This is a genomic window from Elioraea tepida (assembly GCF_019203965.1).
In the GTDB taxonomy this organism is placed as follows: domain Bacteria; phylum Pseudomonadota; class Alphaproteobacteria; order Acetobacterales; family Acetobacteraceae; genus Elioraea_A; species Elioraea_A tepida.
Window position 1 is genome coordinate 31,340 of sequence record NZ_CP076448.1, and the last position, 26,981, is coordinate 58,320.

The 26,981-nt window shown below is 71.0% G+C and carries 25 protein-coding genes and 1 tRNA gene; 10 read left to right on the forward strand and 16 right to left on the reverse strand.

Annotation, left to right across the window (positions count from 1 at the left end; genetic code table 11):
- Positions 1–13 precede the first annotated feature (13 nt).
- Positions 14–1,666: a lytic transglycosylase domain-containing protein gene (locus tag KO353_RS00175; RefSeq protein WP_218285805.1), complete on the reverse strand. Its 1,653-nt coding sequence runs from the start codon at positions 1,664–1,666 to the stop codon at positions 14–16.
- A gap of 310 nt (positions 1,667–1,976) precedes the next feature.
- A complete protein-coding gene (locus tag KO353_RS00180; protein ID WP_235691949.1) occupies positions 1,977–2,819 on the reverse strand; it encodes a uracil-DNA glycosylase in 843 nt (280 codons plus the stop codon).
- Between the two features lie 103 nt (positions 2,820–2,922).
- On the opposite strand from KO353_RS00180, the gene KO353_RS00185 reads away from it, so the two are divergent.
- The 4 genes from KO353_RS00185 (at position 2,923) to KO353_RS00200 (ending at position 7,487) form a co-directional block, all read left to right on the forward strand.
- A complete protein-coding gene (locus tag KO353_RS00185; protein WP_218285807.1) occupies positions 2,923–4,557 on the forward strand; it encodes an electron transfer flavoprotein-ubiquinone oxidoreductase in 1,635 nt (544 codons plus the stop codon).
- Positions 4,558–4,730: 173 nt separating this feature from the next.
- Positions 4,731–6,533, forward strand: coding sequence for a tetratricopeptide repeat protein (locus KO353_RS00190; protein ID WP_235691950.1), 1,803 nt, complete (start codon positions 4,731–4,733; stop codon positions 6,531–6,533).
- Positions 6,534–6,540: 7 nt separating this feature from the next.
- A complete protein-coding gene (locus tag KO353_RS00195; protein ID WP_235691951.1) occupies positions 6,541–7,401 on the forward strand; it encodes a 4-(cytidine 5'-diphospho)-2-C-methyl-D-erythritol kinase in 861 nt (286 codons plus the stop codon).
- A gap of 11 nt (positions 7,402–7,412) precedes the next feature.
- A tRNA-Gln gene (locus KO353_RS00200) sits at positions 7,413–7,487 on the forward strand.
- 97 nt (positions 7,488–7,584) lie between these two features.
- Here the strand turns inward: KO353_RS00200 and KO353_RS00205 are convergent.
- Both KO353_RS00205 and KO353_RS00210 read right to left on the reverse strand, forming a co-directional pair.
- Complete coding sequence (locus KO353_RS00205) at positions 7,585–8,481, reverse strand: sugar phosphate isomerase/epimerase family protein (protein WP_218285809.1); 897 nt, start codon at positions 8,479–8,481, stop codon at positions 7,585–7,587.
- Positions 8,482–8,554: 73 nt separating this feature from the next.
- Entirely contained in the window at positions 8,555–9,151 is a 597-nt protein-coding gene (locus KO353_RS00210) for a pyridoxamine 5'-phosphate oxidase family protein (protein WP_218285810.1), read from the reverse strand.
- Positions 9,152–9,243: 92 nt separating this feature from the next.
- Here KO353_RS00210 and KO353_RS00215 point away from each other — a divergent pair, with 92 nt between their 5' ends.
- Positions 9,244–10,710, forward strand: coding sequence for an MATE family efflux transporter (locus KO353_RS00215; RefSeq protein ID WP_218285811.1), 1,467 nt, complete (start codon positions 9,244–9,246; stop codon positions 10,708–10,710).
- Here KO353_RS00215 and KO353_RS00220 read toward each other — a convergent pair.
- The 6 genes from KO353_RS00220 to KO353_RS00245 all read right to left on the reverse strand — a co-directional run bounded on the left by KO353_RS00220 (position 10,638) and on the right by KO353_RS00245 (position 15,993).
- Positions 10,638–11,456: an NAD-dependent epimerase/dehydratase family protein gene (locus KO353_RS00220; RefSeq protein WP_218285812.1), complete on the reverse strand. Its 819-nt coding sequence runs from the start codon at positions 11,454–11,456 to the stop codon at positions 10,638–10,640. The genes KO353_RS00215 and KO353_RS00220 overlap by 73 nt on opposite strands.
- 14 nt (positions 11,457–11,470) lie before the next feature.
- Positions 11,471–12,352 (reverse strand): SMP-30/gluconolactonase/LRE family protein, encoded by an 882-nt coding sequence (locus tag KO353_RS00225; protein WP_218285813.1) that lies wholly within the window; start codon positions 12,350–12,352, stop codon positions 11,471–11,473.
- Positions 12,353–12,354: 2 nt separating this feature from the next.
- A complete protein-coding gene (locus KO353_RS00230) occupies positions 12,355–13,044 on the reverse strand; it encodes an RraA family protein (RefSeq protein ID WP_218285814.1) in 690 nt (229 codons plus the stop codon).
- A 112-nt stretch (positions 13,045–13,156) separates the two neighbouring features.
- Positions 13,157–14,449 (reverse strand): TRAP transporter large permease, encoded by a 1,293-nt coding sequence (locus tag KO353_RS00235; RefSeq protein WP_218285815.1) that lies wholly within the window; start codon positions 14,447–14,449, stop codon positions 13,157–13,159.
- Positions 14,450–14,459: 10 nt separating this feature from the next.
- Positions 14,460–14,978, reverse strand: a complete 519-nt coding sequence (locus tag KO353_RS00240; protein ID WP_218285816.1) for a TRAP transporter small permease — start codon at positions 14,976–14,978, stop codon at positions 14,460–14,462.
- Positions 14,979–15,012: 34 nt separating this feature from the next.
- Complete coding sequence (locus KO353_RS00245) at positions 15,013–15,993, reverse strand: TRAP transporter substrate-binding protein (RefSeq protein ID WP_218285817.1); 981 nt, start codon at positions 15,991–15,993, stop codon at positions 15,013–15,015.
- Positions 15,994–16,070: 77 nt separating this feature from the next.
- Between KO353_RS00245 and KO353_RS00250 the strand changes: the two genes are divergently transcribed.
- Positions 16,071–16,778 carry a GntR family transcriptional regulator gene (locus KO353_RS00250; RefSeq protein WP_218285818.1) on the forward strand — a complete coding sequence of 236 codons (708 nt, stop codon included), beginning with the start codon at positions 16,071–16,073 and terminating at the stop codon, positions 16,776–16,778.
- Positions 16,779–16,863: 85 nt separating this feature from the next.
- Positions 16,864–18,054 (forward strand): urate hydroxylase PuuD, encoded by a 1,191-nt coding sequence (locus KO353_RS00255; protein ID WP_218285819.1) that lies wholly within the window; start codon positions 16,864–16,866, stop codon positions 18,052–18,054.
- 6 nt (positions 18,055–18,060) lie between these two features.
- On the opposite strand, the gene KO353_RS00260 is transcribed toward KO353_RS00255, so the two are convergent.
- The 6 genes from KO353_RS00260 to KO353_RS00285 all read right to left on the reverse strand — a co-directional run bounded on the left by KO353_RS00260 (position 18,061) and on the right by KO353_RS00285 (position 24,588).
- Positions 18,061–18,444 (reverse strand): response regulator, encoded by a 384-nt coding sequence (locus KO353_RS00260; RefSeq protein WP_218285820.1) that lies wholly within the window; start codon positions 18,442–18,444, stop codon positions 18,061–18,063.
- A 314-nt stretch (positions 18,445–18,758) separates the two neighbouring features.
- Positions 18,759–19,613 (reverse strand): TAXI family TRAP transporter solute-binding subunit, encoded by an 855-nt coding sequence (locus tag KO353_RS00265; protein ID WP_235691952.1) that lies wholly within the window; start codon positions 19,611–19,613, stop codon positions 18,759–18,761.
- 134 nt (positions 19,614–19,747) lie between these two features.
- Positions 19,748–21,370, reverse strand: a complete 1,623-nt coding sequence (locus KO353_RS00270; protein WP_218285822.1) for a hypothetical protein — start codon at positions 21,368–21,370, stop codon at positions 19,748–19,750.
- Positions 21,371–21,509: 139 nt separating this feature from the next.
- Entirely contained in the window at positions 21,510–22,739 is a 1,230-nt protein-coding gene (arsJ, locus tag KO353_RS00275; RefSeq protein ID WP_218285823.1) for an organoarsenical effux MFS transporter ArsJ, read from the reverse strand.
- Positions 22,740–22,744: 5 nt separating this feature from the next.
- Positions 22,745–23,788 carry an ArsJ-associated glyceraldehyde-3-phosphate dehydrogenase gene (locus KO353_RS00280; RefSeq protein ID WP_218285824.1) on the reverse strand — a complete coding sequence of 348 codons (1,044 nt, stop codon included), beginning with the start codon at positions 23,786–23,788 and terminating at the stop codon, positions 22,745–22,747.
- Complete coding sequence (locus KO353_RS00285) at positions 23,788–24,588, reverse strand: metalloregulator ArsR/SmtB family transcription factor (protein ID WP_218285825.1); 801 nt, start codon at positions 24,586–24,588, stop codon at positions 23,788–23,790. The genes KO353_RS00280 and KO353_RS00285 overlap by 1 nt, the downstream gene beginning before the upstream one ends.
- Positions 24,589–24,819: 231 nt before the next feature.
- Here KO353_RS00285 and KO353_RS00290 point away from each other — a divergent pair, with 231 nt between their 5' ends.
- The 3 genes from KO353_RS00290 to KO353_RS00300 are packed head-to-tail and all read left to right on the forward strand — an operon-like array spanning position 24,820 to position 26,935.
- Positions 24,820–25,485: a hypothetical protein gene (locus tag KO353_RS00290; protein ID WP_218285826.1), complete on the forward strand. Its 666-nt coding sequence runs from the start codon at positions 24,820–24,822 to the stop codon at positions 25,483–25,485.
- Positions 25,482–25,784 carry a flagellar biosynthesis regulator FlaF gene (locus tag KO353_RS00295; RefSeq protein ID WP_218285827.1) on the forward strand — a complete coding sequence of 101 codons (303 nt, stop codon included), beginning with the start codon at positions 25,482–25,484 and terminating at the stop codon, positions 25,782–25,784. The genes KO353_RS00290 and KO353_RS00295 overlap by 4 nt, the downstream gene beginning before the upstream one ends.
- Before the next feature lie 41 nt (positions 25,785–25,825).
- On the forward strand, positions 25,826–26,935 hold the full coding sequence (locus KO353_RS00300; RefSeq protein ID WP_218285828.1) for an NAD(P)/FAD-dependent oxidoreductase: 1,110 nt from the start codon (positions 25,826–25,828) through the stop codon (positions 26,933–26,935).
- Positions 26,936–26,981 lie beyond the last annotated feature (46 nt).

The window sequence follows — 26,981 nt, forward strand, 5'->3', positions numbered from 1 at the left end:
ATGACGGCCTCAGTCAACGCCGTCGCGCCGACGCCTCGGCACCCGGAATGGTGCCCCCTTCAGCGTCAGTATAGCGGGGCCATCGGCCGGCCGCGAGCGCGTCGAGCGACGGTGCGGGCCGCCCGAGGCGGCTTGCGTAGATCCAGGAGAGAGCGAGCACGGCCTGGACGTGACGTCTTGTCTCGTGGATTGGGATCGCCTCGAGGAACAGGAGCGGGTCGCCCATGTGCACCACAGTCGGTGACCAGCGGGCGAAACTTCCGGGGCCGCTGTTGTAGGCGGCGATCAAGCTGATCAGGTCGCCCTCGACCGCAGGGAGGCGGGCGAGATACTCGACGTAGCGCTGGCCGACCTCGAGGTTGAACTCGGGCTCGTGCAGGCGATGCCGGTCGCGCCCCGCGAGCGAGCGTTGGCCGGTCACGTAGCCTGCCGTCACCGGCATGATCTGCATGATCCCGCGCGCTCCGGCCGGGCTGATCGCGCGCGGCTCGAAATTGCTCTCGAGCCGGGCGAGTGCCATCAGGAGCGGCGGGTCGGTCCTGTAGCCGCCTGAGGGCGCCCAGCGCGGGATCGGGAAGCGGGCGTAGTCGCGCGGCCGGCCATCGCCGCTCTCGGCGAACTGGGCGAGCCGGATCGCGACCTCCGACATCCCCGCCTGGCTCGCGACGACAAGGAGGGCGCGGGCGAGAGCGGGATCGGACGCAGCGGCCTCTCCCATGACCATCAGCTCCGCCTCCGCCCGCGCCCGCTGCCCCACCTGAAGCAGGGCGAGCGCCCGGCGGCTGCCGTCATGGGCGAGCAGGCGCTGCGCCTCCGCCTCGCCGAGCGTGTCACGCTCCCAGGCGAAGCCGCCGGGAATGCCGAGCGTCCGCCGCGCGAGCAGGCCGTAGAGGCTTCGCTGGTCGCGCGCCGCCTCGGCAAGCCAAGGCACATAGGCGCGATGGTCGCGCAAGCGCAGCGCGGCACGCGCCGCCCAGTACGCCCCGGCGGCACGCCGCGCCGCTGTGGCGACCTCGGCACGCGCCGTCGCCTCGAAGTGACGACGCGCGACCTCGTGCCGGCCAAGCCGCCAGGCGGCGAGACCGGCATACCAGGAGAGATCTCCGACCATGGCGCCGTCGCGGCGGAGTGCGTCGGTCGCGGCGGCGAGCGCTTCGGCGTCGCGATTGCGCAGGAACAGCCCGCGCGCGATCTGCGCCCGTAGAAGCCCAGCCTGGGCGGGATCGAGACCGCGCGTCCGCGCGATCGCGGCCTCGGCGGCGTCGAACTCCTCGGCGCGGATCCGATCGGCGACGGCGCGGGCGAGGATCGGGTTGCGCGCCTGCGGCGGCAGGAGCACGAACCGCTCCTCCTCGTCCAGCGCCTCCGCCGCGGGCAGTTCCGCAAGCTGCGGTGCGGCCGGGCGCGCCGCACCGCGCGGCAGCCGCGAAAGCAGCAGAGCATGGATCCTCGGCGCATCGGGAAGGTTGGCGAAGCGGTCGAGCCAGGCGGAGAGCTCCGGCACCGTGGCGCGGGTGTGGGGGCCGAGCAGCCGATGCGCGAGCACGTGGCCGAGCAGCAGCGGATCGGTCAGCCGTTCCGTCTCGCGCTCGGCGTCGGCGATCCGACCTCGATCCTGAAGCTGGAAGATCCGCCGGTAGAGAGCGGCATCGGAGGGCAGGAGCACGACCGGAAGCCCGGCCCCGCCACCCGGTGGCGTGGGCCTCGGGACGGCGAAGGCGACTTCCGTCTGCCCGGCCTGCCCCCCTGATGCGCCATCCCCCCCGGCTGCGTCAGCCTGGGAGGGAAGACATGCCACAACCCAGATCAGGCCCGCCGTGGAGGCTGAGCGGGCCCATGCCCCCGTTTTCGTTCGCATGGTTCTCCGGCGTTAACCGCGGGTTAACGGGTTGCGCAACACCGATCTGGGAGACGTTTTTTGCCTTTTGAGACCGCACTCGTTGAGTCAGCGCGTTGCACGGCAAAACTGACGTGCCTTAATCCTGCCTCAGATCGTCGATGCGGCGCCGCAACGCGATCAGGTCGGCCCAGGCATCCTTCTTCGCGCCAGGGTTGCGGAGCAGGTAGGCCGGGTGAAGCGTGGCCAGGGCCGGCACGGAGCCGAGCCCGTCGAACTCGAGCGTGAGCCAGCGCCCCCTGAGCCGGGTGATTCCCTCCCGCGCGCCGGTGAGCGACCGCACCGCCACCGCCCCGAGAAGGAGAAGCAGCTTCGGCTGCACCAGAACCACATGGCGGCGGAGAAAAGGCAGCGAGAGCGCCACCTCGCCATCGGTCGGGTTGCGGTTTCCCGGCGGGCGCCAGGTGATGATGTTGGTGACGTAGAACGAGCCCCAGCCCGTCCCGTGGCGGTCGAGCCCGATCGAGGCCATCATCCGGTCAAGAAGCCGCCCCGAGGCACCGACGAAGGGCTTGCCCGCGCGGTCCTCCTCCGCCCCCGGCGCCTCGCCGATCAGCATCACCGGAGCGGCGGGGTTGCCATCGGCGAAGACGAGGTTGGTCGCCGTCTCGCGCAGCGCCAGCCCGCCGAACTCGGCGATCGCCCGTCGCAGAGACTCGAGGTCGGCCGCCGCTGCTGCGAGCCGCTCGGCTTCGGCAACCGCCCCGCCCGGCGAAGGAAGCGCGTGAGGCGAGGTGGCGAGCGCGGTCGGGGCGATCGGGGACGGTGGCGCGGGGCTTTCCGGGACGGCGGCCGCCGGCAGGGTCGCGCGCATCGCCTCGGGCGAGGAGGCGCGGCGCCGATCACGCGGGGTCTCGTCCAGCGCCTCGTCCGCGCCCCAGGCGAGCTGGAGCGCAAGCGCCGCCTCGAGCGCACGTCGCATCGCCTCGTCCATGCGCCGAGCAAGCCCGCAATATGCTCACTCGCGCAAGTCCCGGCTTGGCCCTATGTCTCGTGGCGCCGAACGAGGGCGGAGCGTTGGGGGAATGATGAACCGCGAGTCGATGGAGTATGACCTGGTGATCGTCGGCGCAGGGCCTGCCGGCCTCTCGGCGGCGATCCGCGCCAAGCAGGTCGCCGCCCAAAGAGGGCGCGAGATCTCGGTCTGCGTGCTCGAGAAGGGAGCGGAGGTCGGCGCCCACATCCTCTCCGGCGCGGTGCTCGAGCCGCGCGCCCTGGACGAGCTTCTGCCCGACTGGCGGGCGCTCGGCGCACCGCTCACGACCGAGGCGCGCGAGGACCGGTTCCTTTTCCTGACCGAGAAGCGCGCTTTCCGCCTGCCCACGCCGCCGCAGATGCACAACCGCGGCAACTGGATCATCTCGCTCGGCCAGTTCTGCTGCTGGCTCGCTTCCCAAGCCGAGGCGCTCGGGGTCGAGATCTACCCGGGCTTCGCCGCCGCCGAGCTTCTGATCGAGGGCGGCCGCGTCGTCGGGGTCGCGACCGGAGAGATGGGCGTGGCGCGGGACGGTACGCGTCGGCCGGACTGGCAGCCGGGGATGGAGTTGCGCGCCCCATATACCCTGTTTGCCGAAGGCTGCCGCGGCTCGCTCACGAAGCAGCTCGAGGCGCGGTTCGGCCTGCGCGACCCCGACCGGCCGCAGACCTACGCGATCGGCATCAAGGAGCTGTGGGAGGTGCCGGCCGAGCGGCACCGGCCCGGCCTCGTGCTGCACTCGATCGGCTGGCCGCTTACGCCCGATACCTATGGCGGCTCGTTCCTCTACCATTGGGGCGAGAACCTCGTGAGCTACGGCTTCGTCGTCGGGCTCGACTATCCCAACCCTTATCTCTCCCCGTTCGAGGAGATGCAGCGGCTGAAGACGCACCCGGCGATCGCCGAGCATCTTCGGGGTGCGCGGCGGATCGGCTACGGCGCGCGGGCGCTGAACGAGGGGGGGCTGCAGTCAATCCCCCGCCTCGTCTTCCCGGGCGGGGCGCTGATCGGCTGCGCGGCGGGGTTTTTGAACGTTCCGAAGATCAAGGGCACGCACACGGCGATGAAGTCGGGCATGCTGGCGGCGGAGGCGGTCGTCGACGCGCTCGCCGCCGACAACCCGCCGGCCGTGCTCGAGGCCTACCCGGCGGCGCTCGAGCGGTCCTGGGTGCAGGCAGAGCTGTATGCGGCGCGCAACATCCGCCCCGCCTTCGCGCGCTGGGGCCTCTGGGGCGGGCTCCTCTATTCCGCGCTCGACGCCTACGTGCTGCGCGGCCGCGCCCCCTGGACCTTCCGCCACGACAAGGACCACGAGAGCCTGAAGCCCGCCGCCGACGCCTCGCCCATCGCCTACCCGAAGCCTGATGGCGTGCTCACCTTCGACCGCCTGTCCTCGGTGTTCCTTTCGAACACCAATCACGCCGAGGACCAGCCCTGCCATCTGCGGCTCGCCGAGCCCGAGCGCGCGATCGCGGTGAACTGGGAGCGGTATCGGAGCCCCGAGACGCGCTATTGCCCCGCCGGCGTCTATGAGATCGTCGGCGCCGAGGAAGGCAAGCCGAGGCTCGTGATCAACGCGCAGAACTGCGTGCACTGCAAGACCTGCGACATCAAGGACCCGACCCAGAATATCACCTGGGTGACGCCGGAGGGCGGCGGCGGCCCGGTCTATGCGACGATGTGACGCCTGGCGCTGCCGTCGCCCGACCGCTTCGGTCCACGCGCGGGCGGCGGCGGGGCGGTCTATGCGACGATGTGACGTGCAGCGGCGTGAGGCCGCGTGCGGCAGCCGCGGCACGGCGACGTGCCGTGTGGCGGGCCGGCACGCAATGCGCTAGTTTTTCCGCCGTGGACACCATGCGCAGGACGGAGGCGGCGGGCCCGGGCGGCCAGCCCGGCTCGCGGCGGCGGATGCGCCGCCTTGCCATCCTGCCGCTCGCCCTGCTTGCCGCCTGCGCCTCTGGAGCGCCGGCCGCACCCGGCCCGGGTGACGGCACGACTCCCCGCACGGCCGGGAACTTCCGACCCACGGGAGCCTTCGGCGCCTATCTTGCTGGCCGCTTCGCCGCGTCCGAAATGGACACGGCCGTCGCGGCGGAGCAGTTCGGCCGCGCACTTGCGGCCGATCCGAACAATCCCGAGCTCCTCCAACGCGCCTTCCTCGCAACCCTTGCCGATGGCCGCGACGCCACCGCTCTCGCCCGACGGGTTCTGCAGCACGACCCGCAGGCGCTGCTCGCCACCCTCGACATTGTCGTCGAGGAGGCGAAGTCAGGGCGCTTCGACAGGGCGGAGTCGCGCCTGCGCGCCCTGCCGCGGCAAGGGGCGGGGCAGTTTCTCCAGCCGCTCCTGCTCGCCTGGTCCCAGGTCGGGCGGAACCAGCCAGAAGCCGCGCTTGCTACACTCCGGCCGCTGACGGAGGGCGTGCGCTTCCGCGGCACCTTCGCCCTCCACGCCGGGCTGATCGCCGATCTTGCCGGCCGCCCCGCCGAGGCTGACCGGTTCTTCCGACTCGCCCTTGCCGAAGCGGGCGGGCAGAGCCTGCGGCTCGTTGAGATCCTCGCCGGCTTCGAGGCGCGGCAGGGACGGGCCGACCAGGCACGCTGGCTGCTCGCACAATTCTCCGCGGGTTCCGACGATGTCGCCATGGTCGAGGCGGCGCTTGCCGCCGACCTCTCCCGGCGGACGGTGCGCGACGCGCGCGAGGGCATGGCGGAGGCGCTGCTCGGCCTCGCCGGTGCGCTCAGGCAGCAGGAGGCGAGCGAGTTCGCCCTGCTCCTGCTCCGCCTCGCGCTCGAGCTTCGGCCCGAGTTCGGCCCCGCGACCATCATGCTGGCCGACCTGCTCGAGGGCGACCGCCGCTACGAACAGGCCTCCGCGGTGCTCGCCACGGTTCGCCCCGACTCCCCCTACGCGGCCATGGCACAGCTTCGCGCCGCCGTCCTGCTCGACCGGCTCGACCGCACGGCTGAGGCGCTCGCCGCGCTCGAGAACCTCGCCTCGGCCCATCCCAACCGGCCCGAGCCCTATGCACGGATGGGGGACATCCTGCGCGCGCGCTCCCGCTTCGCCGAGGCCGCCCGCGCCTATGACCGCGCGATCGCCCGCCTCGGCCCGCCCGAGCGCAGGCACTGGACGCTCTACTACGCCCGCGGAATCGCGCACGAGCGCGCCAAGGACTGGCCGCAGGCGGAGCGCGATTTCCTGACCGCCCTCGACCTCTCGCCGGACCAGCCCTACGTGCTCAACTATCTCGGCTATTCCTGGGTCGAGCAGGGCAGGGAGCTTGAGCGCGCCCGGGCGATGATCGAGCGTGCCGTTGAGCTTCGCCCGAATGACGGCCATATCGTCGACAGTCTCGGCTGGGTGCTCTTCAAGCTCGGCGACCATCGCGCCGCCGTGCGCTGGCTTGAGCGCGCCGTCGAGCTCGAGCCGCGCGATGCCGTGATCAACGACCATCTCGGCGATGCCTACTGGGCGGTTGGCCGCCACGCCGAGGCACGCTTCCAGTGGCGCCGCGCGCTGACCCTCGGGCCGGAGCCGGCAGAGATCCCGAAGATCGAGGCGAAGCTCCGCGATGGGCTTCCCGTGCCACCCGCCGCGGTCGCGGTCGCGCCGCCCGCGGCCGCATCGGGCGAGCCGCCTGCCGCGACACGCTGAGGCGCGGGTGCGGGCCCGGGAGCAGGCGCCGGCCAAGGTCAATCTGTTCCTGCACGTGACCGGCAGGCGGGCCGATGGCTATCACCTGCTCGACAGCCTCGCCGTGTTCGCGTCGCTTGCCGACACGCTCACCGCCTCCCCGGCGCATGCGCTGTCGCTCGCCGTCACCGGCCCGTTCGCCGACAGGATCGGCCCCGGCGAGGAGAATCTCGTGCTTCGGGCGGCGCGGTCGCTGTGCCCGAACGGCAGGGGAGCGCTGATCGCACTCGAGAAGCGAATCCCGGTCGCCGCGGGCTTGGGCGGCGGCTCGTCGGACGCGGCCGCAGCCTTGCGCCTTCTGTCGCGCCTTTGGGGCGTGCCCGTTCCTTCGACTGACGCGGCGGTGCGGCTTGGCGCGGATGTTCCGGTGTGTCTCGCCGCCGCTCCGGCACGCATGCTGGGCATCGGCGAGGTGGTGGCGCCAGCGCCGCCCCTGCCGCCGGGTCTCGGCATGGTTCTCGCGAACCCTGGCCTCACGCTGGCGACTCCGGAGGTGTTCCGCGCCCGCTCCGGCCCTTTCGACGCCCCGGCCGAGCCGCCGCCGCGCTTTCCTGATGCCGCCGCGCTCGCGGCTTGGCTTCGCGGCACGCGCAATGCGCTCGAGGACGCAGCGGTCGCGCTCTGCCCGCCGGTTGCCGACGTGCTCGCAGCCTGCGCCGCGCTTCCCGGCGCGCTGATCGCGCGGATGAGCGGCTCCGGCCCGACCTGCTTCGCCCTGTTCGCGACCGTCGCCGAGGCCGAGGCCGCCGCGGCCTCCCTCGCGCGCGCCGAACCGCACTGGTTCATCTGGGGCGGCGGGCTTTACCGCGACCGGCGAGGCGGCCTATAGGGCCATCGGCTTGGGGCGTCGCCAAGCGGTAAGGCAGCGGATTTTGGTTCCGCCATTCCCAGGTTCGAATCCTGGCGCCCCAACCAGCGGCGCGGCCACGGCGGTCCTTGCCGGCCGCCTCTCCTCCTCGCACGCGATGTGCTCGGCCCGGACGCACTCTCGAACAGCTGCTCGCGACCGGGCTCAGCCGCTGCCGACGAGGGAGGCGAGACGCTTCGTCTCCGCCACCGCCTCGGCCGCGTGGTGCATGGAGTGGCCGGCGAGCTCGAGGATCATCGTCGTGCCCTCGCGCGGCCGGAGAGCGGGCAGGAGACGCTCGAACGGCGTGTCGCCCCAGCCGGGAGGGGCATGCAGGTCGCCCGTGCCGTAGGCGAGCTTCTCTCCCTTGCTCCAGGTACGCACCGTGTCGGGCCGGCCGAACATGTCCTGGAGATGGATGTGCACGATGTGGGGCGACAGGGCCGCGAGGGTGGCGGCGAAGTCCTGCTGCCGAACCGTTGCCTGCATGTAGGCGTGGCCGATGTCGAGCGTCACCCCAACCGCCGGGTGGTTCACCGCCGCCACTTGGGCGGCAAGCGCGAAGGCATCGTGGGAGAAGGGAAGAGAGGGAAGGGGGGGCAGGATCTCGAGAGCGATCGTTACGCCATGCCGGGCCGCATGCTCGGCAAGCCCGGCGAGGCTTTCGACCTCGAGCCGGGCGAGACGCCTGATCTCCGCCTCCGGCAGCGGGCGATGCCACACCCCGCCATGCACGACGAGCCGCGTGGCGCCGAGCGCCCCGGCCGCCTCGATCATGGCCGCGCAGACCTGCCGGTGAAGCTCAAGATGCGCCTCGTCCATGAAGTTCGTCGCAAGCGGCCCGTGCGCCGTGTAACCGAGCCTGTGCCTCTGCGTCACCGCCTCGACCTTGCGTAGCTCCGGAAGGTTCAGACGCCCGCCTGCGACCACGAACATGTTCTGAAGCGACAGCTCTGCGAGGTCGCAGCCGAGCTCGGTGAACCGCGCGAGCTCCCGGTCGAGCCCGTCGATGTCGCCCGAAGCACTCTCGGTGGCGAGCCCAACACCTGCGATCCGCCCCATCCCTCGCTCCCTCCGTGCCGCCGCGACAGAAACCGCGTCGCCCCCTGTGCATGTCGTGTGCGTGTCGTTTCCATCACGGCACGAGCCAGCTCGCCGCGAGCGCCCCTCCCGACCAGTCGAACAGGGCCCGGCGATGGCCGCGCGCGGCGAGGAACAGGAACTCGAGCCGCTCGACCGAGACGGTCACGGCAAGGAACGCCTCACGCCCTGCCTCGTCTCCCGCCCCGGCCTCGGCGAGCGCTGCATAGGGGCTCTCCGCCACCGTTCCGGGCGGAAGGGCGACGCGATAGCAGGCGCGGCTGAAGGGCCGGGTCGCCGCCCAGGCCGCGGCGGCGACCGGGTCATCGCGATGCAGCGCGGCGCGGCCCGAGAGGCGGAGCTGGATTTTCGCCGCAGGATGATACGCGTGCAGGGCGATGCGCGGGTCGGCCGCGAGCTCGCGCGCCTTGCGGCTTCGCCGATCGGTGTGGAAGCGGACGACCCGGCGGGCCGGCTCGACACCGCGGAGCACGACCGTGCGCACCGTGGGCGCTCCATCGAGCCCGATCGTCGCGACCTGCAGCGTATGGAAGGGATGGCGGCGATCGGCAGCGCCGCGCACGAGCAGCGCCCAGGCCTCAGCCAGGCTGCCCGGGAGATCGTCATACCAAGGCGGCAGCGGCGCGTTCACCCGCCCATGCTGGCGACGCTGAGGAGCGGCCGCAAGCCTGGGCCGCGACGCTTTTCCTGGCGCGCATCGCCACACTCGGCTACAGCCCGCCCATGCTCGTGGAGAGTGACCGGGCCGGCCTGGCCGGCGAAATCGTCGCCACCGCGCGGCTCGCCTGGCCGATCGTTCTCTCCAACCTCGCCCAGATCGCCATCACCACAACGGACGTGGTGATGATGGGCTGGCTCGGGCCCGAAGCGCTCGCCGCCGGGACGCTCGGAGCCAATCTCTATTTCGCGTTCTTCGTGGTCGGTCTCGGGCTTGCGATGGCGCCGCCAGCGCTGATGGCGCAGGCGCTCGGACGGAGGTGCCATGCGGTGGCCGAGGTGCGCCGGTCGCTTCGCATGGGGCTGTGGCTCGTCGCGCTCGCGATGGCGCCGGTGATGGTCGTGCTCTGGTTCGCCGGCCCCGTTCTTGCCGCGCTCGGGCAGGCGCCGGCGCTCGTCGATGCCGCGGCAGAGTATGTCCGGGCAATGATGTGGGGGCTCGTGCCGTTCCTGTGGTTCATGGTCCTGCGCGGCTTCACCGCAGCGCTCGAGCGGCCGCGGCCGGCGCTGTTCGTCTCGCTCGCCGGAGTCGTGTTCAATGCGTTCTCGAACTGGGTGCTGATGTTCGGCAAGCTCGGGGCGCCCGCGCTCGGCCTCCTCGGCGCCGGCATCTCCTCGAGCCTCTCCTCCGTCCTGATGTGCGCCGCTCTCGCCGCGATCTGCGTCACCACCCGGCCGTTCCGTCGTTTTGCCATCCTCGGGCGGCTGTGGCGGCCGCACTGGCGCAGACTTGCCGAGCTCGCGCGCGTCGGCGCCCCGATCGCGGGGGCGCTCTTCTTCGAGGTGACGGTGTTCAACGCCGCGGTGTTCCTGATCGGGCTGATCAGCGCGCGCGAGCTCGCCGCGCATGCGATCGCCATCCAGCTCGCCTCCGTGACGTTCATGGTGCCGATGGGGCTCGGCCAGGCGGCGACGGTTCGCGTCGGCCTCGCGGCCGGGGCGGGAAATGCCGCCGGCGTGGGCCGCGCGGGATGGGTCGCGCTCGGTCTCGGCACGCTGTTCATGGCGACGATGGCGGCTCTGTTCCTGACCATCCCTGGGGTGTTCGTCGCGGGCTTCCTCGACCTTCGCGCCGAGGGGGCGGGCGAGGTCGCAGCGCTTGCCGAGCGCCTGCTCGGGCTCGCAGGCCTGTTCCAGGTTGCGGACGGGGCGCAGGCGATCGCTGCCGGCGCCCTGCGCGGGCTCAAGGACACGCGTGTGCCGATGCTGTTCGCCGGGCTCGGCTACTGGGTGTTCGGCCTGCCGACGGGGGCGGCGCTCGCCTTCCTCGCAGGCTGGGGCGCCTATGGGATCTGGGTGGGCTTCGTCGTCGGCTTGGGCATCGTCGCCGCGCTTCTCGTCAGCCGCTGGTCACGTCGCGAGTCGCTCGGGCTGATGCGACGCTCAAGCCCTCTCTTCCCTCAGTCGGCGAAGGGATCTGCCGGCGAGGGCTCCTTCCGCGAATACTCGATCGCGCAGAACGCGCCGCCCTGATAGCGCTCGCTCACCGGGTTGCCGCTCAGCTTGCCTTCGAGTTCGGCCGCGAACACATCCGCCGTGTCGGCCGGCGCCCAGCCGATGCGGCCGCGATGATCGCGACGCCACCAGGTGCGGCTGTTGTCTGAGGCGCCCCAGATCACCGCATGGCCGGTGCTCTCGGCGAGGATGCAGCGCAGGACGAGCCGGCAGAGATCGGCATAGGAGAGCCAGGTCGAGAGCATGCGCGAATCGACCGGCCGGGGAAACGAGCTGCCGATTCGCAGGTTGACGTTCTCGACCCCGTGCTTGTCCCAGTAAAGCCGCCCCATCAGCTCGCCATAGGCCTTGGAGAGGCCGTAGAATCCGTCCGGCCTGAAGGGGCAGTCGGCGTCGAGGGTCACCTTGCGCTCGTGGAAGCCGATCGTGTGGTTCGAGGAGGCGAACACGACGCGCGCCCCCTCGCGCCGCGCCGCCTCGTAGATGTGGTAGAGGCCGCGGATGTTCGGGCCCAGCACCTCCTCGAAGGGCCGCTCGACCGAGACGCCACCGAAATGGACGATCGTGCCGCAGCCTTCCGCGAGTCTCAGGATCGCCACTCCGTCCTCGAGGTCGGCCCTGGTGAAACTGGCGTTGGCGGCCAGCGCGTCGGGGAAGGGGGCGATGTCGGTGAGCCGAAGCGTCAGCCCTGCTGCCGCGAGCGCGGGCGCGAGCTGGCGGCCGAGCGCTCCGGAGGCGCCGGTCAGAAGCACGGGCCTGGTCATCAGGTGATTCCCTCTCAGTCCGCGAACAGGGGAACGGGAACGCCCGCTTCGGGCGCCGGCATCGCGAACACGGCGCCGAGCAGCGGGTGCGCGCCCACGGCCTCCGCCCCGAGCGGGTGGCGCAGGCTCGTCCAGTAGAGCGTGCGGCGGTCAGGCCCGCCGAAGCAGGGCATGGTCACGCCTGGGCAGGGGAAGGGGTCGGACCCAAGCAGCGTCCCGTCGTCCGCAAAACGGTTGATCCGCCCAGCCCGCACGCCGGCGGACCAGTACGTGCCCGCGAGATCGAACGCCGCTCCGTCGGGGCGGCCGATCCGCTTGGCGTCCGGCGTGTGGACTCGCCTTCGATTCGAAGCCGTTCCGGTCACCGGGTCGAAATCCCACGCATCGATCCAGGGCGCGCCGCTGTCGCTGTGCAGCATGGTTCGCCCGTCCTCTGTCCAGGCGATGCCGTTCGAGGTGTAGAGCCCGTCGCAGATGCGCGTCCATCCGCCATCGGCGGTGACGCGATAGAGCGAGCCGGTGGGCGCGCGCGGGGTCCTGTCATCCATCGTGCCGACCCAGAAGGCGCCATCGGGCCCGATCTTGCCGTCGTTGAACCGGTTATGCGCCGGTTCCGGGCCGGGCACGCAGAGCGGCGTGATCCGGCGCGCCCGCCAATCATACTTGATGATACGATCACGCAACGCCACCACCCAGGCGCCGGAGCGGCAGAGGCCGAAGGAGCCGACCTCGGAGGGGAAGTGCCAGACATTGAGCACCACCCCCTCGGGCGAGAGCGCCGTGATCGTGCAGCCGATGATGTCGGCCACAAGAAGGCGGTTCTGCTGCGCGTCCCACACCGGCGATTCGCCGAGCGCGGTTCGAAAATCCGGGTTCAGGACGGTGATCTCGGCCATGATTAGTCCACCACGCGGATGAGAGATTTCGACGCAAGCGCGGCGATCGCGGGCGGGTCCTTCAGCCCCGCGGCGACGCGGGCGAGGGTGTCGCTCTCGGCGGCGCGCACGCGCTCGATCCCTGCGAGCGCCTCCTCGATCCGTGCGGCGGGGATGACTACGACGCCGTCACGGTCCCCCGCCACGATGTCGCCCGGGCTGACGGCGACGCCGCCACACACCACGGGAAACCCGGCCGTCCCCGGCCCCGACCGGGCGCAGCTGTCGAGTGTCACGCCGGCTGCGAAGACAGGCAGGCCCACCGCGTCGAGCCCGTCGAGGTCACGCACCGCGCCATCGGTCACGAAGGCAACGACGCCCCGGTTCCTCGCGATCCCGGCGACCACGTCACCGCAGATCGCGGCGTCGAGAAAGCCATCGGCGGCCGCCACGATCACATCACCGGGTTCGGCGATCGACAGCGCTCCCATCACGGCGAGGTTGTCGGCGCGGCCGCAGAAGCAAGGAACCGCAACGCCCGCGAAACGCTGCGCCGAGGCGACGACGGGCTTGATCGCAGGGCGCATCGCCGCCCGCCCGCCGAGCGCGTCGGCGAGATTGCCCGTCGGCACATCCCGAAAGCGCGCCACGATCTCGGCAGGCGGGCGGGGGAAGCCGCAGCGCAGTGTGAGAAGCGGCGGATCCTCGATCACAGGTCATTCTCCCTGGTGGGGTGTGTGGCGCCTGGCACAAGCGCAACGAGCGGCGGGGCGAGGCCGGGGCGGGAGGGTGATGATGCCGCGCGCACGCCGCATCGCCCCGACCTCAGGCGCCATAGCCGAGCAGAAGCCTCGGCAGGGCAAGGGAGAGCGGAGGCCAGAAGGTGGTGAGCGCGAGTGCGACGAGGATCGCCGCATAGAAGGGCCAGATCGTGCCCATCACCTCCTCGATCCGCACACGCGCGATCGCGCAGCCGACGAACAGCACCGCGCCCACGGGCGGCGTGGTGAGGCCGAGGCCGAGATTCATCATCACCACCATGCCGAACTGCACCGGGTCGAGGCCGATGCCGGTCGCGACAGGCAGGAAGATCGGCGTGCAGATGAGGATCAGCGCCGCCATGTCCATGATGCAGCCGAGCACGAGCAGTGCCGCGTTGATGAGCAGCATCAGGATGACGGGGTCGTCGGAGAAGCCGAGCATGGCTGAGGCGAGCAGCTCCGGCACGCGGTGAAGCGCGAGCATGTAGGCGAAGGCGGTCGCCGTGCCGACCAGCAGCATCACGACCGAGGTCGTGCGGACCGATTGGGCGACCGAGAGGACGAAGCCACGCCAAGTGAGCTCGCGGTAGACGAGGAGGGTGCAGACCACCGCCCACAGAGCGCCGATCGCCGCGCTTTCGGTGACGGTGAACACCCCTCCCAACACGCCGCCGAGGATGATGATGGCGGTGAACAGGCCGGGAAAAGCGGAGGCCGCGGCACGCGCAAGCCGGCGCAGGCCCGGGAACGGGTCGGCGCGATAGCCGCGGCGGGCGCCGATGATGTAGGCCGCGACCGCGAGCGAGAGGCACATCATCGCCCCCGGAACGACGCCCGCAAGGAACAGGGCGCTGACCGACACCCCGCCACCGGCCGCAAGCGAGAACAGGATCATGTTGTGCGAGGGCGGGATCATGATCCCCGCGATCGAGGAGGTGACCGTGACGTTCACGGCATAGTCGGTGTCGTATCCTTTCGCACGCATGGCCGGGATCAGGATCGAGCCGAGCGCCGAGGTGTCCGCCACCGCCGAGCCGGAGATGCCGCCAAACAGCATCGAGGCGAGCACGTTGACGATCCCCAAGCCCCCTTTGACGCCGCCGACGGCGGCGGAGGCGAGGTTGATCAGCCGCGTCGCGATTCCTCCATGCAGCATGATCTCGCCGGCGAAGATGAAGAAGGGGATCGCGAGCAGGGAGAACACGTTCATCCCGCTCGTCATCTGCTGGAAGGCGACGGCGAGCGGGATGCCCTCCCACCAGAAGGCGGCGACCGCGGCAATGCCGAGGCTGAAGGAAACCGGAACGCCAAGCGCGAGCGTCAAGACGAAGACGCCGAAGAGAACGGCGAGGCTCATCGAGCCGAGATCACTCCTGGCCGCCGCGGCGCTCGCCGAGCGGCGGCAGGCCGGCGGCGCGGCGCAGCAGATGCTCGGCGGCGAAGAGCGCGGTCAGCCCGCCGCAGATCACCAGGGGAACGAACTGCATCCCCTGCGGCACCCCGAGCAGCGGCATGCGGAAGCCCCACATCAGCGTCGCAAGCATGTCTCCCCAGGCGAGCATGACGATGCCGAAGCCGAGCATCAGCAGCTCGACGACGATGCCGACGCCGTGTCGCACCGGCGACGGAAGGGCGGCGACGACGATCTCGACCGCCATGTGGAAACGCTCGCGCACGCCGACGGCCGCGACCGGCAGCGCGACGAACAGGATCGCGAGAAGGGCGGCGCGCTCGACCCAGGTGGGCGTGTCGTTCAGCACGTAGCGGCCGAACACCATCCAGCCGGTGATGAGGAGGAGCGCGACCAGTGCGGCGCCGGCGAGCAGGATGACAAGGCGCGCGAGCCGATCGAGCGCAACAGAGAGGGTGGAGACGGCGCGGCTCACCGCTGCCGTCCCTCCCTCCCGAGGCAGCACCGCGTCACTGGACCGCGCGGATCCGATCGACGAGCGCCCGCATGCTCGGCGCCCCGGCATACTTCTCATAAAGCGGGGCCATCAGGGCAGCCCAGGGCGCGCGGTCGGTGATCTCGGTCACGGTCACGCCGGCGGCGACCACCTTGTCGCGGCTCGCCTTCTCCCGCTCGGCCCAGAGCTGCCGCTGCAGCGCCGAGGCCTCGCGCGCCGCGGTGCGCAGGATCTCCCGGTCGGCAGGCGAGAGCCGGTCCCACCGCCCCTTGGCCACCACGACGATCTCGGGAACGTTCGAGTGCTCCGTGGTCGAGTAGAAGCGCGCGACCTCGAAGTGCCGCTGGCTCTCGTAGGACGGCCAGTTGTTCTCTGCGCCGTCGATCACGCCCGTCTGCAGGGCGGTGTAGACCTCGCCGAACGGAAGCGGGGTGGCGTTCGCGCCGAGCGCGCGGATCAGGTCGACCCAGAGGTCGGAGGTCTGGACGCGGATCTTCAGCCCCTGCATGTCGGCCGGCGTGCGGATCGGGCGGGAGCGTGTGTACATCGAGCGCGCGCCGGCGTCGAACCAGGAGAGCACCACCATGTTCAGCCGCTGCTCGATCAGCTTCGCGAGCTCATCTCCCACCGGTCCATCAACCGTCTTGTGCAGATGCGTAACGTCACGGAAGATGAACGGCAGCGTCAGGACCTGGGTCTCGGGAACGAGGTTGTTGAGCGGCGAGAGGTTGAAGTTCGCGAAGTCGATCGCGCCGAGGCGGAGCTGCTGGATCGCCTCGTCCTGCTGTCCGAGCTGGGCGGAGTGGAACGTGCGCATGCGGATCCGGTTGTTCGTCCGCTGCGCGACAAGCTCGCCCCAGCGGTCAAGCGCGCGGCTGTTCGGGTAGTCCGGCACATGCGTGTTCCAGCCGCGCCATTCCTGGGCGGACAGCGGCGCGCTGCCGATCGCGAACACCGCCGCGGCGACGACCGCCACGAGACCCGTTCTCGACATCGTTTCCCCTCCGTTGTTCTCACCCCGGCCTCTGCGCCGGTTGAAGCCGAGACTGCCACCTGATACATCAGTGCGCAATGACCTCGTTGCTGACGATGCAAGGGAGGGGGAAACGGCGGCGGCTCGCGGTCTCGGCTGAGGGGCTGCCGGTCGCCGAATGGGTCTATCGCACGCTGCGCGACGCGATCGCGACCGGCAAGCTTCCGCCGCGCGGTCGGCTCTCTGAGCGGGAACTCTCCGCCGAGCTTGGCGTCTCGACGAGCCCGGTGAAGGCGGCGCTTGCGCGCCTTGAGGCAGAAGGAATGGTGGTGACCCAGCCGCGTCGCGGCACCTGGGTCGCCTTCGAACCGGGCAAGCTCGCCGAGATGGGGCTGATCCGCGCCGCCCTTGAAGGCGTGGCCGCGCGTCTCGCCGCCGGGCGAGTCACCGAGGCGCAGCTTGAGACCCTGCGGCAGATCCTCGCCGAGCTCGCGCAAGCGACCGAGGCACTCGACACTGCGTGGCTGATCGAGGCGAACGAGCGTTTCCACGCCACCATTCTCGCCGCTGCGGACAACCTGTTCCTCGCCAACGCCGTCAGAGCGCTGCGCGGCTACTACACGATGACGCAGAACCGCATGCGCACGGCCCAGCTCGAGCCGCACAAGGCGCAAGAGGAGCACGAGGCGATCGTCGCCGCTCTCGCCGCATGCGACGGCGCCGCTGCTGAAGACGCGATGCGCGCCCACATCGTGCGCAGCGTCGAGACGCTCTGGGCGGAGGAGCTCGCGCGCGCGCGGCGCTGACTTGCGCCGGGCCGTCACGGCGGCATGGCGCTTGCTTCCTTTTCGCCGCGCGCGTCTGATGGCGCATCGACCATGCGGGGAGAGGATGGATCCTTACCTCTGGGAATGGGGCAGCCTGCTGTTGCGCTGGCTGCATGTCGTGGCGGCGATGGCCTGGATCGGCTCATCGTTCTTCTTCATGCATCTCGATGCCTCGCTACGGGCACGACAGGACCTCCCGCCCGAGGTCAAGTCGGCCTGGCAGGTGCACGGCGGCGGCTTCTACGAGATGCGCAAATGGGCGGTCGCGCCGCCCGGCATGCCGGACCATCTGACCTGGCACAAATGGCAGGCCTACTGGACCTGGATCTCGGGCGCGCTGCTGCTCGCCTGGATCTACTACGCGCAGAGCGAGCTGTACCTGATCGACCCGGAGGTGCGCGATCTGTCGCCGCTCGCCGCCGCGGCGTTCGGCGCGGGCGGGATCGTGCTCGGCTGGCTTGTCTATGACGGTCTCTGCCGCTCTCCGCTCGGGCGCAACGACGCGGCGCTGCTCGCCGTGCTGTTCGCCTATGTCGTGCTCGTCTCGGCGGGCTTCGCCGCTCTCTACTCCGGGCGGGGGGCGCTGCTGCACACCGGCGCGGTGCTCGCCACCATCATGACCGGCAATGTCTTCCTCGTGATCATCCCGAACCAGCGGAAGGCGGTGGCGCAGCTCCTCCGCGGCGAGACGCCCGACCCCCGCTACGGCCTCGAGGGCAAGCAGCGTTCGACGCACAACAACTACATCACGCTGCCGGTCGTGTTCCTGATGCTTGCGAACCACTATCCGCTCACCTGGGCGTCGCAGGCGGCGATCCCGGCGGTGGTCGCGCTCACGCTCGTCGCCGGCGCGCTGGTTCGAGTGTTCTACAACCTGCGCCATGCCGGCCGCGGCAATGCCTGGTGGGCCTGGGGCGGGGCGGCGGCCGCGATCGCGGCGGCGGCGTTCCTCACCATCCGTCTCGGCCCGGCCGATCCGGCGGCGGAATGGCCTACCCAAGCGGCCATGGTTCCCCCGGCCGTGGAGGAGATCGTGGTCGGCCGCTGCGCGATGTGCCACATGCCCGCTCCCGCCTGGGCAGGGCTCGGCATGCCGCCGAAGGGCGTGGTGCTCGACCATCCGGAGGCGATCGCGCGACAGGCATACGCGATCCGGCTGCATGCCGTCCTGACGCATGCCATGCCGCCCGGCAACATCACCGGAATGACGGCAGAGGAACGCCGCGTGCTCGCGGCCTGGACGGCGGGGCGCTGAGCCGGTTCAGCCCCGGCCGCAGGCGCCGGCAAGGAAGGCGCGCAAGTCGGTGGCAGAGAAGGGTTTGGCAAGCGTGGCGAGGCGCTCGATCCCGTGGCTCTCGGCGAAGCGGCGGGCCTGGGCAAGGAACGCCTCGCCATAGCCGGAGACGACGAGTGTCGGCAGGGTCGGGCGGTCAGCCGCGATCAGGGTGAGGAGCCCGAGCCCGCATCGCTCCCCGAGCATGCAGTCGACGATCGCCGCAACTGCATCCTCGCGCCCGAGCAGCGCTGGGAACTGGTCCGGGTCGTCGGTCGCAGCCGTCGCGAGGTCGAGCGGACGGATCACCGACGCGACGGCGCGGACGAAGTCGGGGTTGTCATCGAGCACGAGAACGGTGCGTTCCGACATTGCATGTTCCTTTCCCGCGCGCTCCCGGCTGCGCCCGTGCCAGGGTGTGCGGCGGTGGGTAAAGGACCAGTCAACCCGGCTGCGCCCGCGGCGCAGATCAGCCATACCTCTGCAGGCACGGCATCGATCACGCCGATGCGCCGAGGAAGCGGGACGGCACCACGGCCGACGCCACGCCTTGGCTCAGGCCGGGACGGCAGCACCAACGTGCTCGATCGCCACTTCGAGCGCGCCCCTGGCCCCAGGCGACCCGACGGTGGCAGCGAGAGGCTCGGCCTTGGAAGGAATCCGCCGTCCGCGCGCGGGCAAGCCCGTCAGCGCGTATGGTCGAACCGTGTCCAGCCGGGCACCTGGGCGGCGAGGTTCACCTCGCGCCATTTCGGGTGCCGCGGCGGGCGAAGGAACTGCTCGAACTTCTCGTTCAGCGCGACGACGAAGCGCGAGACCTTCCGATGCCGCTCGCTGCCCGGCGGCCAGGCATAGACCGCCATGACGGCGCCGACAGCGATCGTCTCCACTGACGTGCCGGCGGGGATGAGGTTCGGATAGTCGGTATGGCTGATGCTGGCCGGCAGGTAGGTCTCGAGCAGGGCGGGCGTGGGGGTGATCGGGAGGAAGCGGAGCCCGCTTGCAGGCTCGATCGTGGCGAAGAGCCGCGCCGGCTTGCCGGCGACGAACACCATCGCGTCGATCTCGCCGCGACGGAGCCTGGTCAGCGCCACGTCCTGAGGGTCGTAGGCCGGGGTGATGCCGATTCCGAGCGCGCCGAAGACGAGCGAGGCCGTCATCGCCGTGCCGCTGCCGCGGCCATCGACATTGACGGTCTTGCCGGCGAGCGCGGCGAGGTCGCGCACGCTTTCGCGCGCGAGCACGTGCACCTCCTCGTCATAGAGTTTCGTGATGTACTGGATCAGGCTCACGACACCCGGGATCAGCCGCTCCCGGCGCGCATAGGCAAGCACGTCAGACTGCACGATGCCGATGTCGATGCCGCGCAACAGAACGATGTCTCTCAGATTCTGGATCGAGCCCTTGCCGACCACCGGGACGACGCGCAGCGTGTCGCCGTCGTCGAGCACGGCGGCGAGGTCGGCCGCAAACCGGATATAGGTGCCGTCGACCCCGCCGGAGATCACGCCGACCGTCCCGGCATTCGCGCGTGCGGCCATGGCGCGCAGGATCTGGGTGACTCTCTGGGCGCTTTCCGGGGCGGTTGTCTGTGCTGATGCGATCCCGGACGTTGCGGAACCGAAAAGGCCGGCGAGCACGGCACGGCGCGAGGGCGTGTGGGCAACGGGTCTGCTCATCGTGATCCTTCCAGTGCTCTGATTCGTTCCGCCGCCCGGGTTTCCCCGAGCGAGGCGGCATAGCGATACCAAGCGAGGGCCATGTCCCGGTCGGGTGTGATGCCGCGTGCGCCGAGGCGTGCGAGCACGCCCGGATCGTAGGTTCCGCCCATCGCGAGTGCGGCGCTCGCATTGGCCGAGGCGGCGGCGCGTTCGAAGAACTTGCGTGCCCCCGAGATGTCGCCGAGGGAGAGCAGGGCCTCGCCGCGCAGAAGCATCGCTCCCACGACGGCAGGAGGATCGGGAACGGGGAGGAGGGGGATAGGCGCCTCAGCGGCCGGAAGGGCCGGCGCTGTGACGGCTTGGGGCGAGGTCGTCCTCGCGGCAGTCATCTCGCGGGCGAGGGCGGCGAGCGCCGCCTCGAGCTCCGGCTCGGGCGGCTCTTCGACCGGCTCCGGCCTTGGCGCAAGGTCGCGGGCGAGGGCGGCGAGGGCAGCCTCGAGCTCAGGGGCGGGTGGCTCCTCGATCGGTTCCGGCCTCGGGGCGATGTCACGCGCGAGCGCCGCGAGCGCCGCCTCGAGAGCGGGCTCAGGCGGCTCCTCGATCGGTTCTGGCCTCGGGGCGATGTCCCGCGCGAGCGCCGCGAGCGCCGCCTCGAGAGCGGGCTCAGGCGGTTCCTCGATCGGTTCCGGCCTCGGGCCGAGGTCGCGTGCGAGGGCGGCGAGCGCCGCCTCAAGCGCGGGCTCAGGCGGTTCCTCGACCGGCTCCGTTGTCAGCGCGGCGAGGTCCGAGAAGGAGGACGCGAGCAGATGCCTCACACGGCTTTCGGACACAAACCCGTTCTCGGCCAGACCGGGGGTCGCTGCTCCTGCGCCGCCTGAGCCGGCGCCCCCGCTCTCGACCACCGGCGCGGCGGCGAGGGAGGACGGCGCTCCGGCATCGGTTCGCATCGTGCTCGAAACGTTGGCAGCAACCTGCAAGGGCTGATCGGGCGGCTCCGTGGGCTGCGGCGAGGGGCCGCGCAGCGCGGCGATCACCACAAGCCCGGCTGCCAAGGCTCCGGCGCCGATCGCGAGCGGAACGTTGCTGCGGCGGCGCGGCACAGCCTGAGCGGCGTCCGCCGTCGTCCTCGTCGGTTGCCCCCCCGCTTCGCTCGAGCCCGTTTGCGAGGCAAGAACGGCCGGGGCCTCGCGTGCGGCGGAGGGAGCGTGCGTCACCTCCCGCCGCTCCGGCCGAGCCGTCTCAGGCGAGGTTTCCTGGGGGACGCACAGCACCCGCCGCAGCGCCTCCACCCAGGCTCCGCCCGGCGGCAGCGTCAGCGCCGGCTGAAGGCTGAACGCCTCCGCGAGGATCGTCGCCAATTCAGGGAGGTGCTCGCGGCGGAGGCGCCGATGGATGGCAGGCAGCCGGCCCGGAAAGGCGGAGGTGAACCCGGTTTCCTCAAGCCGACGCGTGAGCCAGGCAAGCGCATCCGGCGTCCAGCGCGGTTCGAACTGAAACAGGGCAAGCCCCTTCTCCGGATGCACCAGAACGAGGTCGCCCCGTGAGCGGGTGTCGCAGATGACGGCCCCCTCGAGCACAACCCAGCGGGCCCCGGGCGAGAGGCCCGCCCCGCCGGCGCGTCGCTCGGGTGTGGCCACCCTGTCCGTTACGCGGTCGCGGCCGTCTGACACAGGCTCGCCCGCTCGATCCTGTTCCCCGGTCCAGCCCTCAAGCGTAACGCGAGTGGTCCCGAGGATCCAACCCTCGGGCGTGGGTTCGGCGCGGGGCTGCGTCGGATCAGGCCGCCGGTGCGGCCCGTGCCGGAAGCCTTGTGGGAAACGCGAAGGCGACCGCAGCGGCGATCACAAGCAGCGCCGCCGACCCGGCAAGGCAGGCGGAGAGCCCGCCCGCCGCCGTCAGCGCCCCGGAGGCGAGGGTGCCGAGCAGGCGCCCTGCCGCGTTGGCGGCGTAATAGAACCCGACATCCTCCGCCGCCTTCTCAGACCCCGCATAGGCGAGGATCAGGTAGGAGTGCAGCGAGGAGTTGACCGCAAAGGCGAGGCCGAACACGGCAAGCCCGACGACCACGACGAGGTCGGGCCGAACCTCGAGAGGAGCGGCGAGCACGGCCGCGAGCGCCGCAGGCACGGCAGCAAGCGCGACCGCCCACCCTCTGGCCGCCGGAACCTCGCTCGACAGGCCGTCGGCGGAGCGTCGCACGAAGCCGGGCGTCGCCGCCTGAACCGCGCCGTAGCCGATCGTCCAGAGCGCGAGGAACAGGCCGACACCGGCAAAGCTCCAGCCCTGGCCGTAGAGGAACAGCGGCAGGCCGACGACGAACCACACGTCGCGGGCGCCGAAAAGCGCGATCCGTGCCGCGGCGAGCAGGTTGACGCCGCGGTTCTTGGCGAACAGCTCCCGCGCCGAGCGCGAGGGCTTCGCCCGGCCGAAGAGCGGCGGCAGGGCGAGCACGGCACCGACAAAGACCACGCCGAGGCCCGCCGCCATAGCAAGGAGCGCGCCGCGGAAGCCGAGCACCTCGAGCAGGAGACCGCCCAGGAAGAAGCCCGCTCCCTTCATCGCGTTCTTCGACCCGGTGAACCACGCCACCCAGTGGAACAGCACTGCCCCGCCGTTGTGCACCGCCGCTGCGGTGAGCTTGATCGCGCTCTTCGAGGCGGTCTTCGTTATATCCTTGGCGATTCCGGCGAGCCCCTGCCCGGCGACCGCCCAGACGACCGAGAGTGCAAGCCCCCAGCCAGGGTCGAGCGCCGCGAGGAAGAGGAAGGCGGCGACCTGAAGCCCGAGGCCCGCCGCGAGCATGCGCGAGATGCCGAACCGGACGGCAAGCCACCCGCCCGCGAGGTTGGCCACGATCCCGGCCGCTTCGTAGAGCACGAACAGGAGCGCCAACGTGAAGGGCGAGAAGCCGAGGCGGAAGAAATGCAGGAGCACGAGCATCCGCAACGCGCCATCGGTTAGCGTGAAGCCCCAGTAGGCAGCGGTGACGATGGCGTAGGTGCGCATCCGGCTCAGACGCCCCGTTCAGCGACGATCACGGCGAGATCGACCATCCGGCACGCGTAGGCCATTTCGTTGTCGTACCAGGCATAGACCTTGAGCAGCGTGCCGTCGGTCACGAGCGTGGAGGGGGCGTCGACGATCGCCGAGCGCGTGTCCCCGGCATAGTCGGACGAGACGAGCGGCCGCGTCTCGATGCCGAGGATCCCGGCAAGCGGCCCCGCTTCGGCGGCGGCGAAGGCCGCGTTGACCTCAGCTGCCGTGACGGGGCGGGAGAGCTCGAACACGCAATCGGTCAGCGAGGCATTCAGGATTGGCGCGCGCACGGCGTGCCCATCAAGCCTTCCCTTGAGGTCGGGATAGATCAGCCCGATCGCTGTCGCCGAACCTGTGGTCGTCGGCTGCAACGACAGCATGGCCGAACGAGCACGCCTCAGGTCCTTGTGCGGCGCATCGACCACGACATTGGTGTTCGTCGGCGCGTGGATCGTGGTGATCTGGCCGTGGCGTATGCCGAAGCACTCATGCACCACCTTTACCACCGGGGCGAGGCAGTTGGTGGTGCAGGAAGCGGCTGTGAGCAGTCGGTTGCGGGCGGGGTCGTACCGGTCGTCATTGACGCCGACGACGATGTTGAGAGCGGGCTCGGCCTTGACAGGGGCGGCGACGATCACCCGTTTCGCACCGCGCGCGAAATGGCCCGCGACCGAGTCAGGCGTGATGAACTTGCCGGTGCACTCGAGCACGACATCGACCCCGAGCTCCCCCCAGGGGATCGCCTCAGGCGCGGCATGGGCGCTGAAGCCGATCCGGTGGTCGCCCACGCGGACCGCCGTCTCGCCTTCGGCCTCGATCGGCACGCGCCAGCGCCCCTGCACGCTGTCGAAAGCAAGCAGATGCGCTGTCGCGGCCGCTCCCCCCTTGAGCTCGTTCACGTGCACGACCTCGAGCCGGTTTCCGGCGCGCGGGTCGGAGGGCGGCCGGTCCGCCCCGCCGAGCGCCGCGCGCAGCACAAGCCGCCCGATCCGCCCCATGCCGTTGATGCCCACGCGCATCAGGCCGCCACCCTGGGGCCGATCGCCTCGAGCTGCGCCTTCGCCGCGAGCCGGTCCGCATGATCGAAGGGAAGGCTCACGAACAGGTCAATCCGACGTTGCAACGACAGGTAGAGGTCGTCGAGCAGCCTCTCCCGCTCGGCGGCGCTGCCTCGGAACGCTGCCGGATCGGGAAGCGGCCAAGCGGCGGTGACGGGACGGTCCCCGAACTCGGGGCACGTTCTGTTCTCGAGCGTGTCGCACAACGCGATCACGAAATCCATCCGCGGCGCGGCGGGGCCCGTGAACACCTCCCACGACTTGCTCGCAAGCCGCGAGACGTCATGGCCGAGGGAAGCGAGCTTCGCGATCACCTCCGGCATGGGCTCTGGTGCCGGGTCGGACCCGGCGGAATAGGCGCGGAAGCGCCCCGCCCCGAGACGGTCGAGAATCGCCTCCGCCATGATCGAGCGCGCGGCATTGCGCGTGCAGAGGAAGAGAACGTTGAAGGCGGGGGAGAGACGGTCGGTCCCGGAGTGATCGCTCGAGCAGGTCTCGGCGAGCAGACCGAGGAGCGACCGCAGCGTGTCGAGCCGTGCGGCGTAGCGGATCGAGCGCCCCTGGCGGGAGGCAGCCACCAATCCGGCCCGGTCGAGCGCCGCGAGGTGGAAGGAGAGGGTGGAGGGGGGGACGCCAAGCCGGGTTGCGATCTCGCCTGCCGCGAGGCCGGAGGCACCGGCGCTGGCAAGGAGGCGAAGCATGGAAAACCGCGTTTCCTGGGCGAGGGCAGCGAAGGCGCGGGTGATCGTCTCCGTTTCCATTGTTCCAGGATACTTGAAATCACTTTCCTCAGCAAGCCATCGCGAAACCCGCCTGAGGGAAGACCGCAAGGAAGGAATTCGCGCGAATGTCACGCGCCTGGAGCGAGGATTTCTCGAAATGAGACTTGTCTCGCGATTAACCGGAGGTTCAACGGTTCACCCCATGCTCAGCCGCAACGGGAGTCGCCCGTCGACTCTCGCGCTTCCGGTCCGGTCGGGAACGAGGCGGTCATGGCTGAGACAGGTCGAACGGTTCCGTTTGCGCTTCCCGCTGGTGCGGATCGCGAGGCGGCACGGTGCCTCGGCCTCGCGCACCCGCTCGGACCTCCGGAAGGGCTTCGTGCGGTCGAGGCCGCACTCGCGCGCGGTCTCGCCTCGGTCGGCGAGGCGCTCGTCGCGCTCGACCGCGCGGTGACGCTGATCGGCGATCTGCGCGCGCTTCTCGAACGCCTCGCCGACGCGGACGCGACGGCCACCGAGCGCGCTGCGGTCATGCGCGGCTTCGCCGCCGCGCGGCTCGGGCTTCGCTCGCTCTGCGAGAGCGTGGCCCTGCTCGACGGCTCCCTGCCGCGTGGCTTGAGGGTGATCACTGGCATCGACGCCGGGGCGATTGTCGTCGCGTCGTTCGATCTGCGTCCCGCCATCGCGGCAATCGCCGAGGCGCCGTCGGCGCGAGTCGCCGCCGCCATGCTCGCCCCTCGCGGAGCGCTCGCCGAGGCAGAGCGCGCGCTTGCCGAGGCGCAGCGCCGGCTTGCCGCCGATTTGCGACGGTTGCGCAATCGCCAGAGCCTCAATCGCGCGCTCACCCTCGCCTGGGGCGACGGCTCGGCAGCCGAACCGCCTGCACTGTGGCAGCGCCTCGCAGCACTGCTTCGCCCGCGGGCGCAGGCGCGATGACGTTGAACCACGGCTTCATCCTCTCCTCCCCCGAGGCCTTCGCCAGCACCGCCGAGCGATTGCTCGCCGCCGGCGACGATTTGGTCGCGCGTAGCAAGGCCTTCGGCGACCAGCAGGCTCTCTGGGGCGAGGTGCTCGCGGCGATTGCCGCCTCGGGAGACACCCTCCCGTCTGCGCTTCGTGACGACCTCTTGCGCCTCGCCGCCCTGGTGCTCGAGGACCTCGAGGAGGTCGAGCCGGATCTCGCGCTGCATGTGACGGTGAACCGGGCGATGCGCGACGGGCTCGGGGAAGGCTGAGCCGCCTTGCCACGGCGGCGCGGCTTGGCGAAGGTCGCGCCATGCACCGGACCGACATCGCCGTGATCGGCGCTGGAATCGCGGGCGCCTCCGTCGCGGCGGAGCTCGCCGCCGCCGGCCGTCGCGTCACCCTTCTCGAGGCCGAGGACACGCCCGGCTACCATTCAACCGGTCGCTCCGCCGCCCTCTGGATCCTCAACTATGGCCCGCGCGATGCCCGGCTTCTTTCGGGCGCGAGCCGGGGCTTCTTCTTGTCGCCGCCGCGGGGCTTCGCCGACCATGCGCTCACCCGACGACGCGCGGTTCTGATGATCGCTCCGCCCGGGCAGGAGCAGGCGCTCGCCGCAATGCTTGCGGAGGGCGAGGGGATGCGCGCTCTCGGGCCGGCGGAGGCATGCGCGCTCGTTCCCATCCTCCGGCCCGGGGCGGTGGCGGGAGCGGCGGTGGAGGAGGACGCGTTCGACATCGATGTCGCGGCGTTGCACCAAGCCTATCTCCGCATGCTCCGCGCCCATGGCGGGCAGGTGGTGACCGGGGCACGCGCGGAGGCGCTCACCCGCCGCAACGGCATGTGGGAGATCGCGACCCCCGCCGGCGCCTTCTGCGCCGCCGTCGTGGTCAACGCCGCAGGAGCGTGGGCTGACGTCGTCGCCAAGCGCGCTTCCGTCACTCCCCTCGGCCTCACCCCGATGCGACGCACCGCCCTGATCGTCGATGGCCCGCCCGGGCACGACCCCGACGCCTGGCCGCTCGTCGGCGATGTCGCCCACACCTGGTACGCCCGCCCCGAGGCGCGCCGGAAGCTGATGCTCTCCCCGGCCGACGAGACCCCGATCGAGCCTTGCGACGTTCAGCCTGACGAGCTCGACCTCGCGCTCGCGATCGACCGTGTGCAGGCGGCGCTCGATCTCCCGGTGGCGCGGATCGAGCACCGCTGGGCGGGGCTTCGCACCTTCACGCCAGACCGTTCGCTCGCGATCGGGCCGGGGAGGGAGGAGGGGTTCTTCTGGTCCGCGGGCCAGGGCGGCTACGGCATCCAGACCGCCCCGGCGGCCGCGAAGCTCGCGGCGGCTCTGGTGCTCGGGCGCGACCCCGGCGCTCTCGGGCTCGCCGAAGCCGCGCGTCTCGCCGACCCGCGACGCTTCGCCTGATCCCCCGGTCCGGCACCGGGCGGCGACAGGGGGCTTGCGGCCGCGC

Excerpts from the sequence above, each read along its gene's own strand:
- KO353_RS00250 (WP_218285818.1), top strand. The coding sequence starts at position 16,071 with ATGACCTCGTTGCTGACGATGCAAGGGAGGGGGAAACGGCGGCGGCTC.
- KO353_RS00235 (WP_218285815.1), bottom strand. The coding sequence starts at position 14,449 with ATGAGCCTCGCCGTTCTCTTCGGCGTCTTCGTCTTGACGCTCGCGCTT.
- KO353_RS00180 (WP_235691949.1), bottom strand. The coding sequence starts at position 2,819 with ATGCGACGTGCGCTCGAGGCGGCGCTTGCGCTCCAGCTCGCCTGGGGC.
- KO353_RS00185 (WP_218285807.1), top strand. The coding sequence starts at position 2,923 with ATGATGAACCGCGAGTCGATGGAGTATGACCTGGTGATCGTCGGCGCA.
- KO353_RS00280 (WP_218285824.1), bottom strand. The coding sequence starts at position 23,788 with ATGCGCGTGGGCATCAACGGCATGGGGCGGATCGGGCGGCTTGTGCTG.
- KO353_RS00220 (WP_218285812.1), bottom strand. The coding sequence starts at position 11,456 with ATGACCAGGCCCGTGCTTCTGACCGGCGCCTCCGGAGCGCTCGGCCGC.
- KO353_RS00265 (WP_235691952.1), bottom strand. The coding sequence starts at position 19,613 with ATGGCCGCACGCGCGAATGCCGGGACGGTCGGCGTGATCTCCGGCGGG.
- KO353_RS00225 (WP_218285813.1), bottom strand. The coding sequence starts at position 12,352 with ATGGCCGAGATCACCGTCCTGAACCCGGATTTTCGAACCGCGCTCGGC.
- KO353_RS00245 (WP_218285817.1), bottom strand. The coding sequence starts at position 15,993 with ATGTCGAGAACGGGTCTCGTGGCGGTCGTCGCCGCGGCGGTGTTCGCG.
- KO353_RS00295 (WP_218285827.1), top strand. The coding sequence starts at position 25,482 with ATGACGTTGAACCACGGCTTCATCCTCTCCTCCCCCGAGGCCTTCGCC.
- arsJ (WP_218285823.1), bottom strand. The coding sequence starts at position 22,739 with ATGCGCACCTACGCCATCGTCACCGCTGCCTACTGGGGCTTCACGCTA.
- KO353_RS00260 (WP_218285820.1), bottom strand. The coding sequence starts at position 18,444 with ATGTCGGAACGCACCGTTCTCGTGCTCGATGACAACCCCGACTTCGTC.
- KO353_RS00255 (WP_218285819.1), top strand. The coding sequence starts at position 16,864 with ATGGATCCTTACCTCTGGGAATGGGGCAGCCTGCTGTTGCGCTGGCTG.
- KO353_RS00190 (WP_235691950.1), top strand. The coding sequence starts at position 4,731 with ATGCGCAGGACGGAGGCGGCGGGCCCGGGCGGCCAGCCCGGCTCGCGG.
- KO353_RS00290 (WP_218285826.1), top strand. The coding sequence starts at position 24,820 with ATGGCTGAGACAGGTCGAACGGTTCCGTTTGCGCTTCCCGCTGGTGCG.
- KO353_RS00285 (WP_218285825.1), bottom strand. The coding sequence starts at position 24,588 with ATGGAAACGGAGACGATCACCCGCGCCTTCGCTGCCCTCGCCCAGGAA.
- KO353_RS00300 (WP_218285828.1), top strand. The coding sequence starts at position 25,826 with ATGCACCGGACCGACATCGCCGTGATCGGCGCTGGAATCGCGGGCGCC.
- KO353_RS00215 (WP_218285811.1), top strand. The coding sequence starts at position 9,244 with ATGCTCGTGGAGAGTGACCGGGCCGGCCTGGCCGGCGAAATCGTCGCC.
- KO353_RS00205 (WP_218285809.1), bottom strand. The coding sequence starts at position 8,481 with ATGGGGCGGATCGCAGGTGTTGGGCTCGCCACCGAGAGTGCTTCGGGC.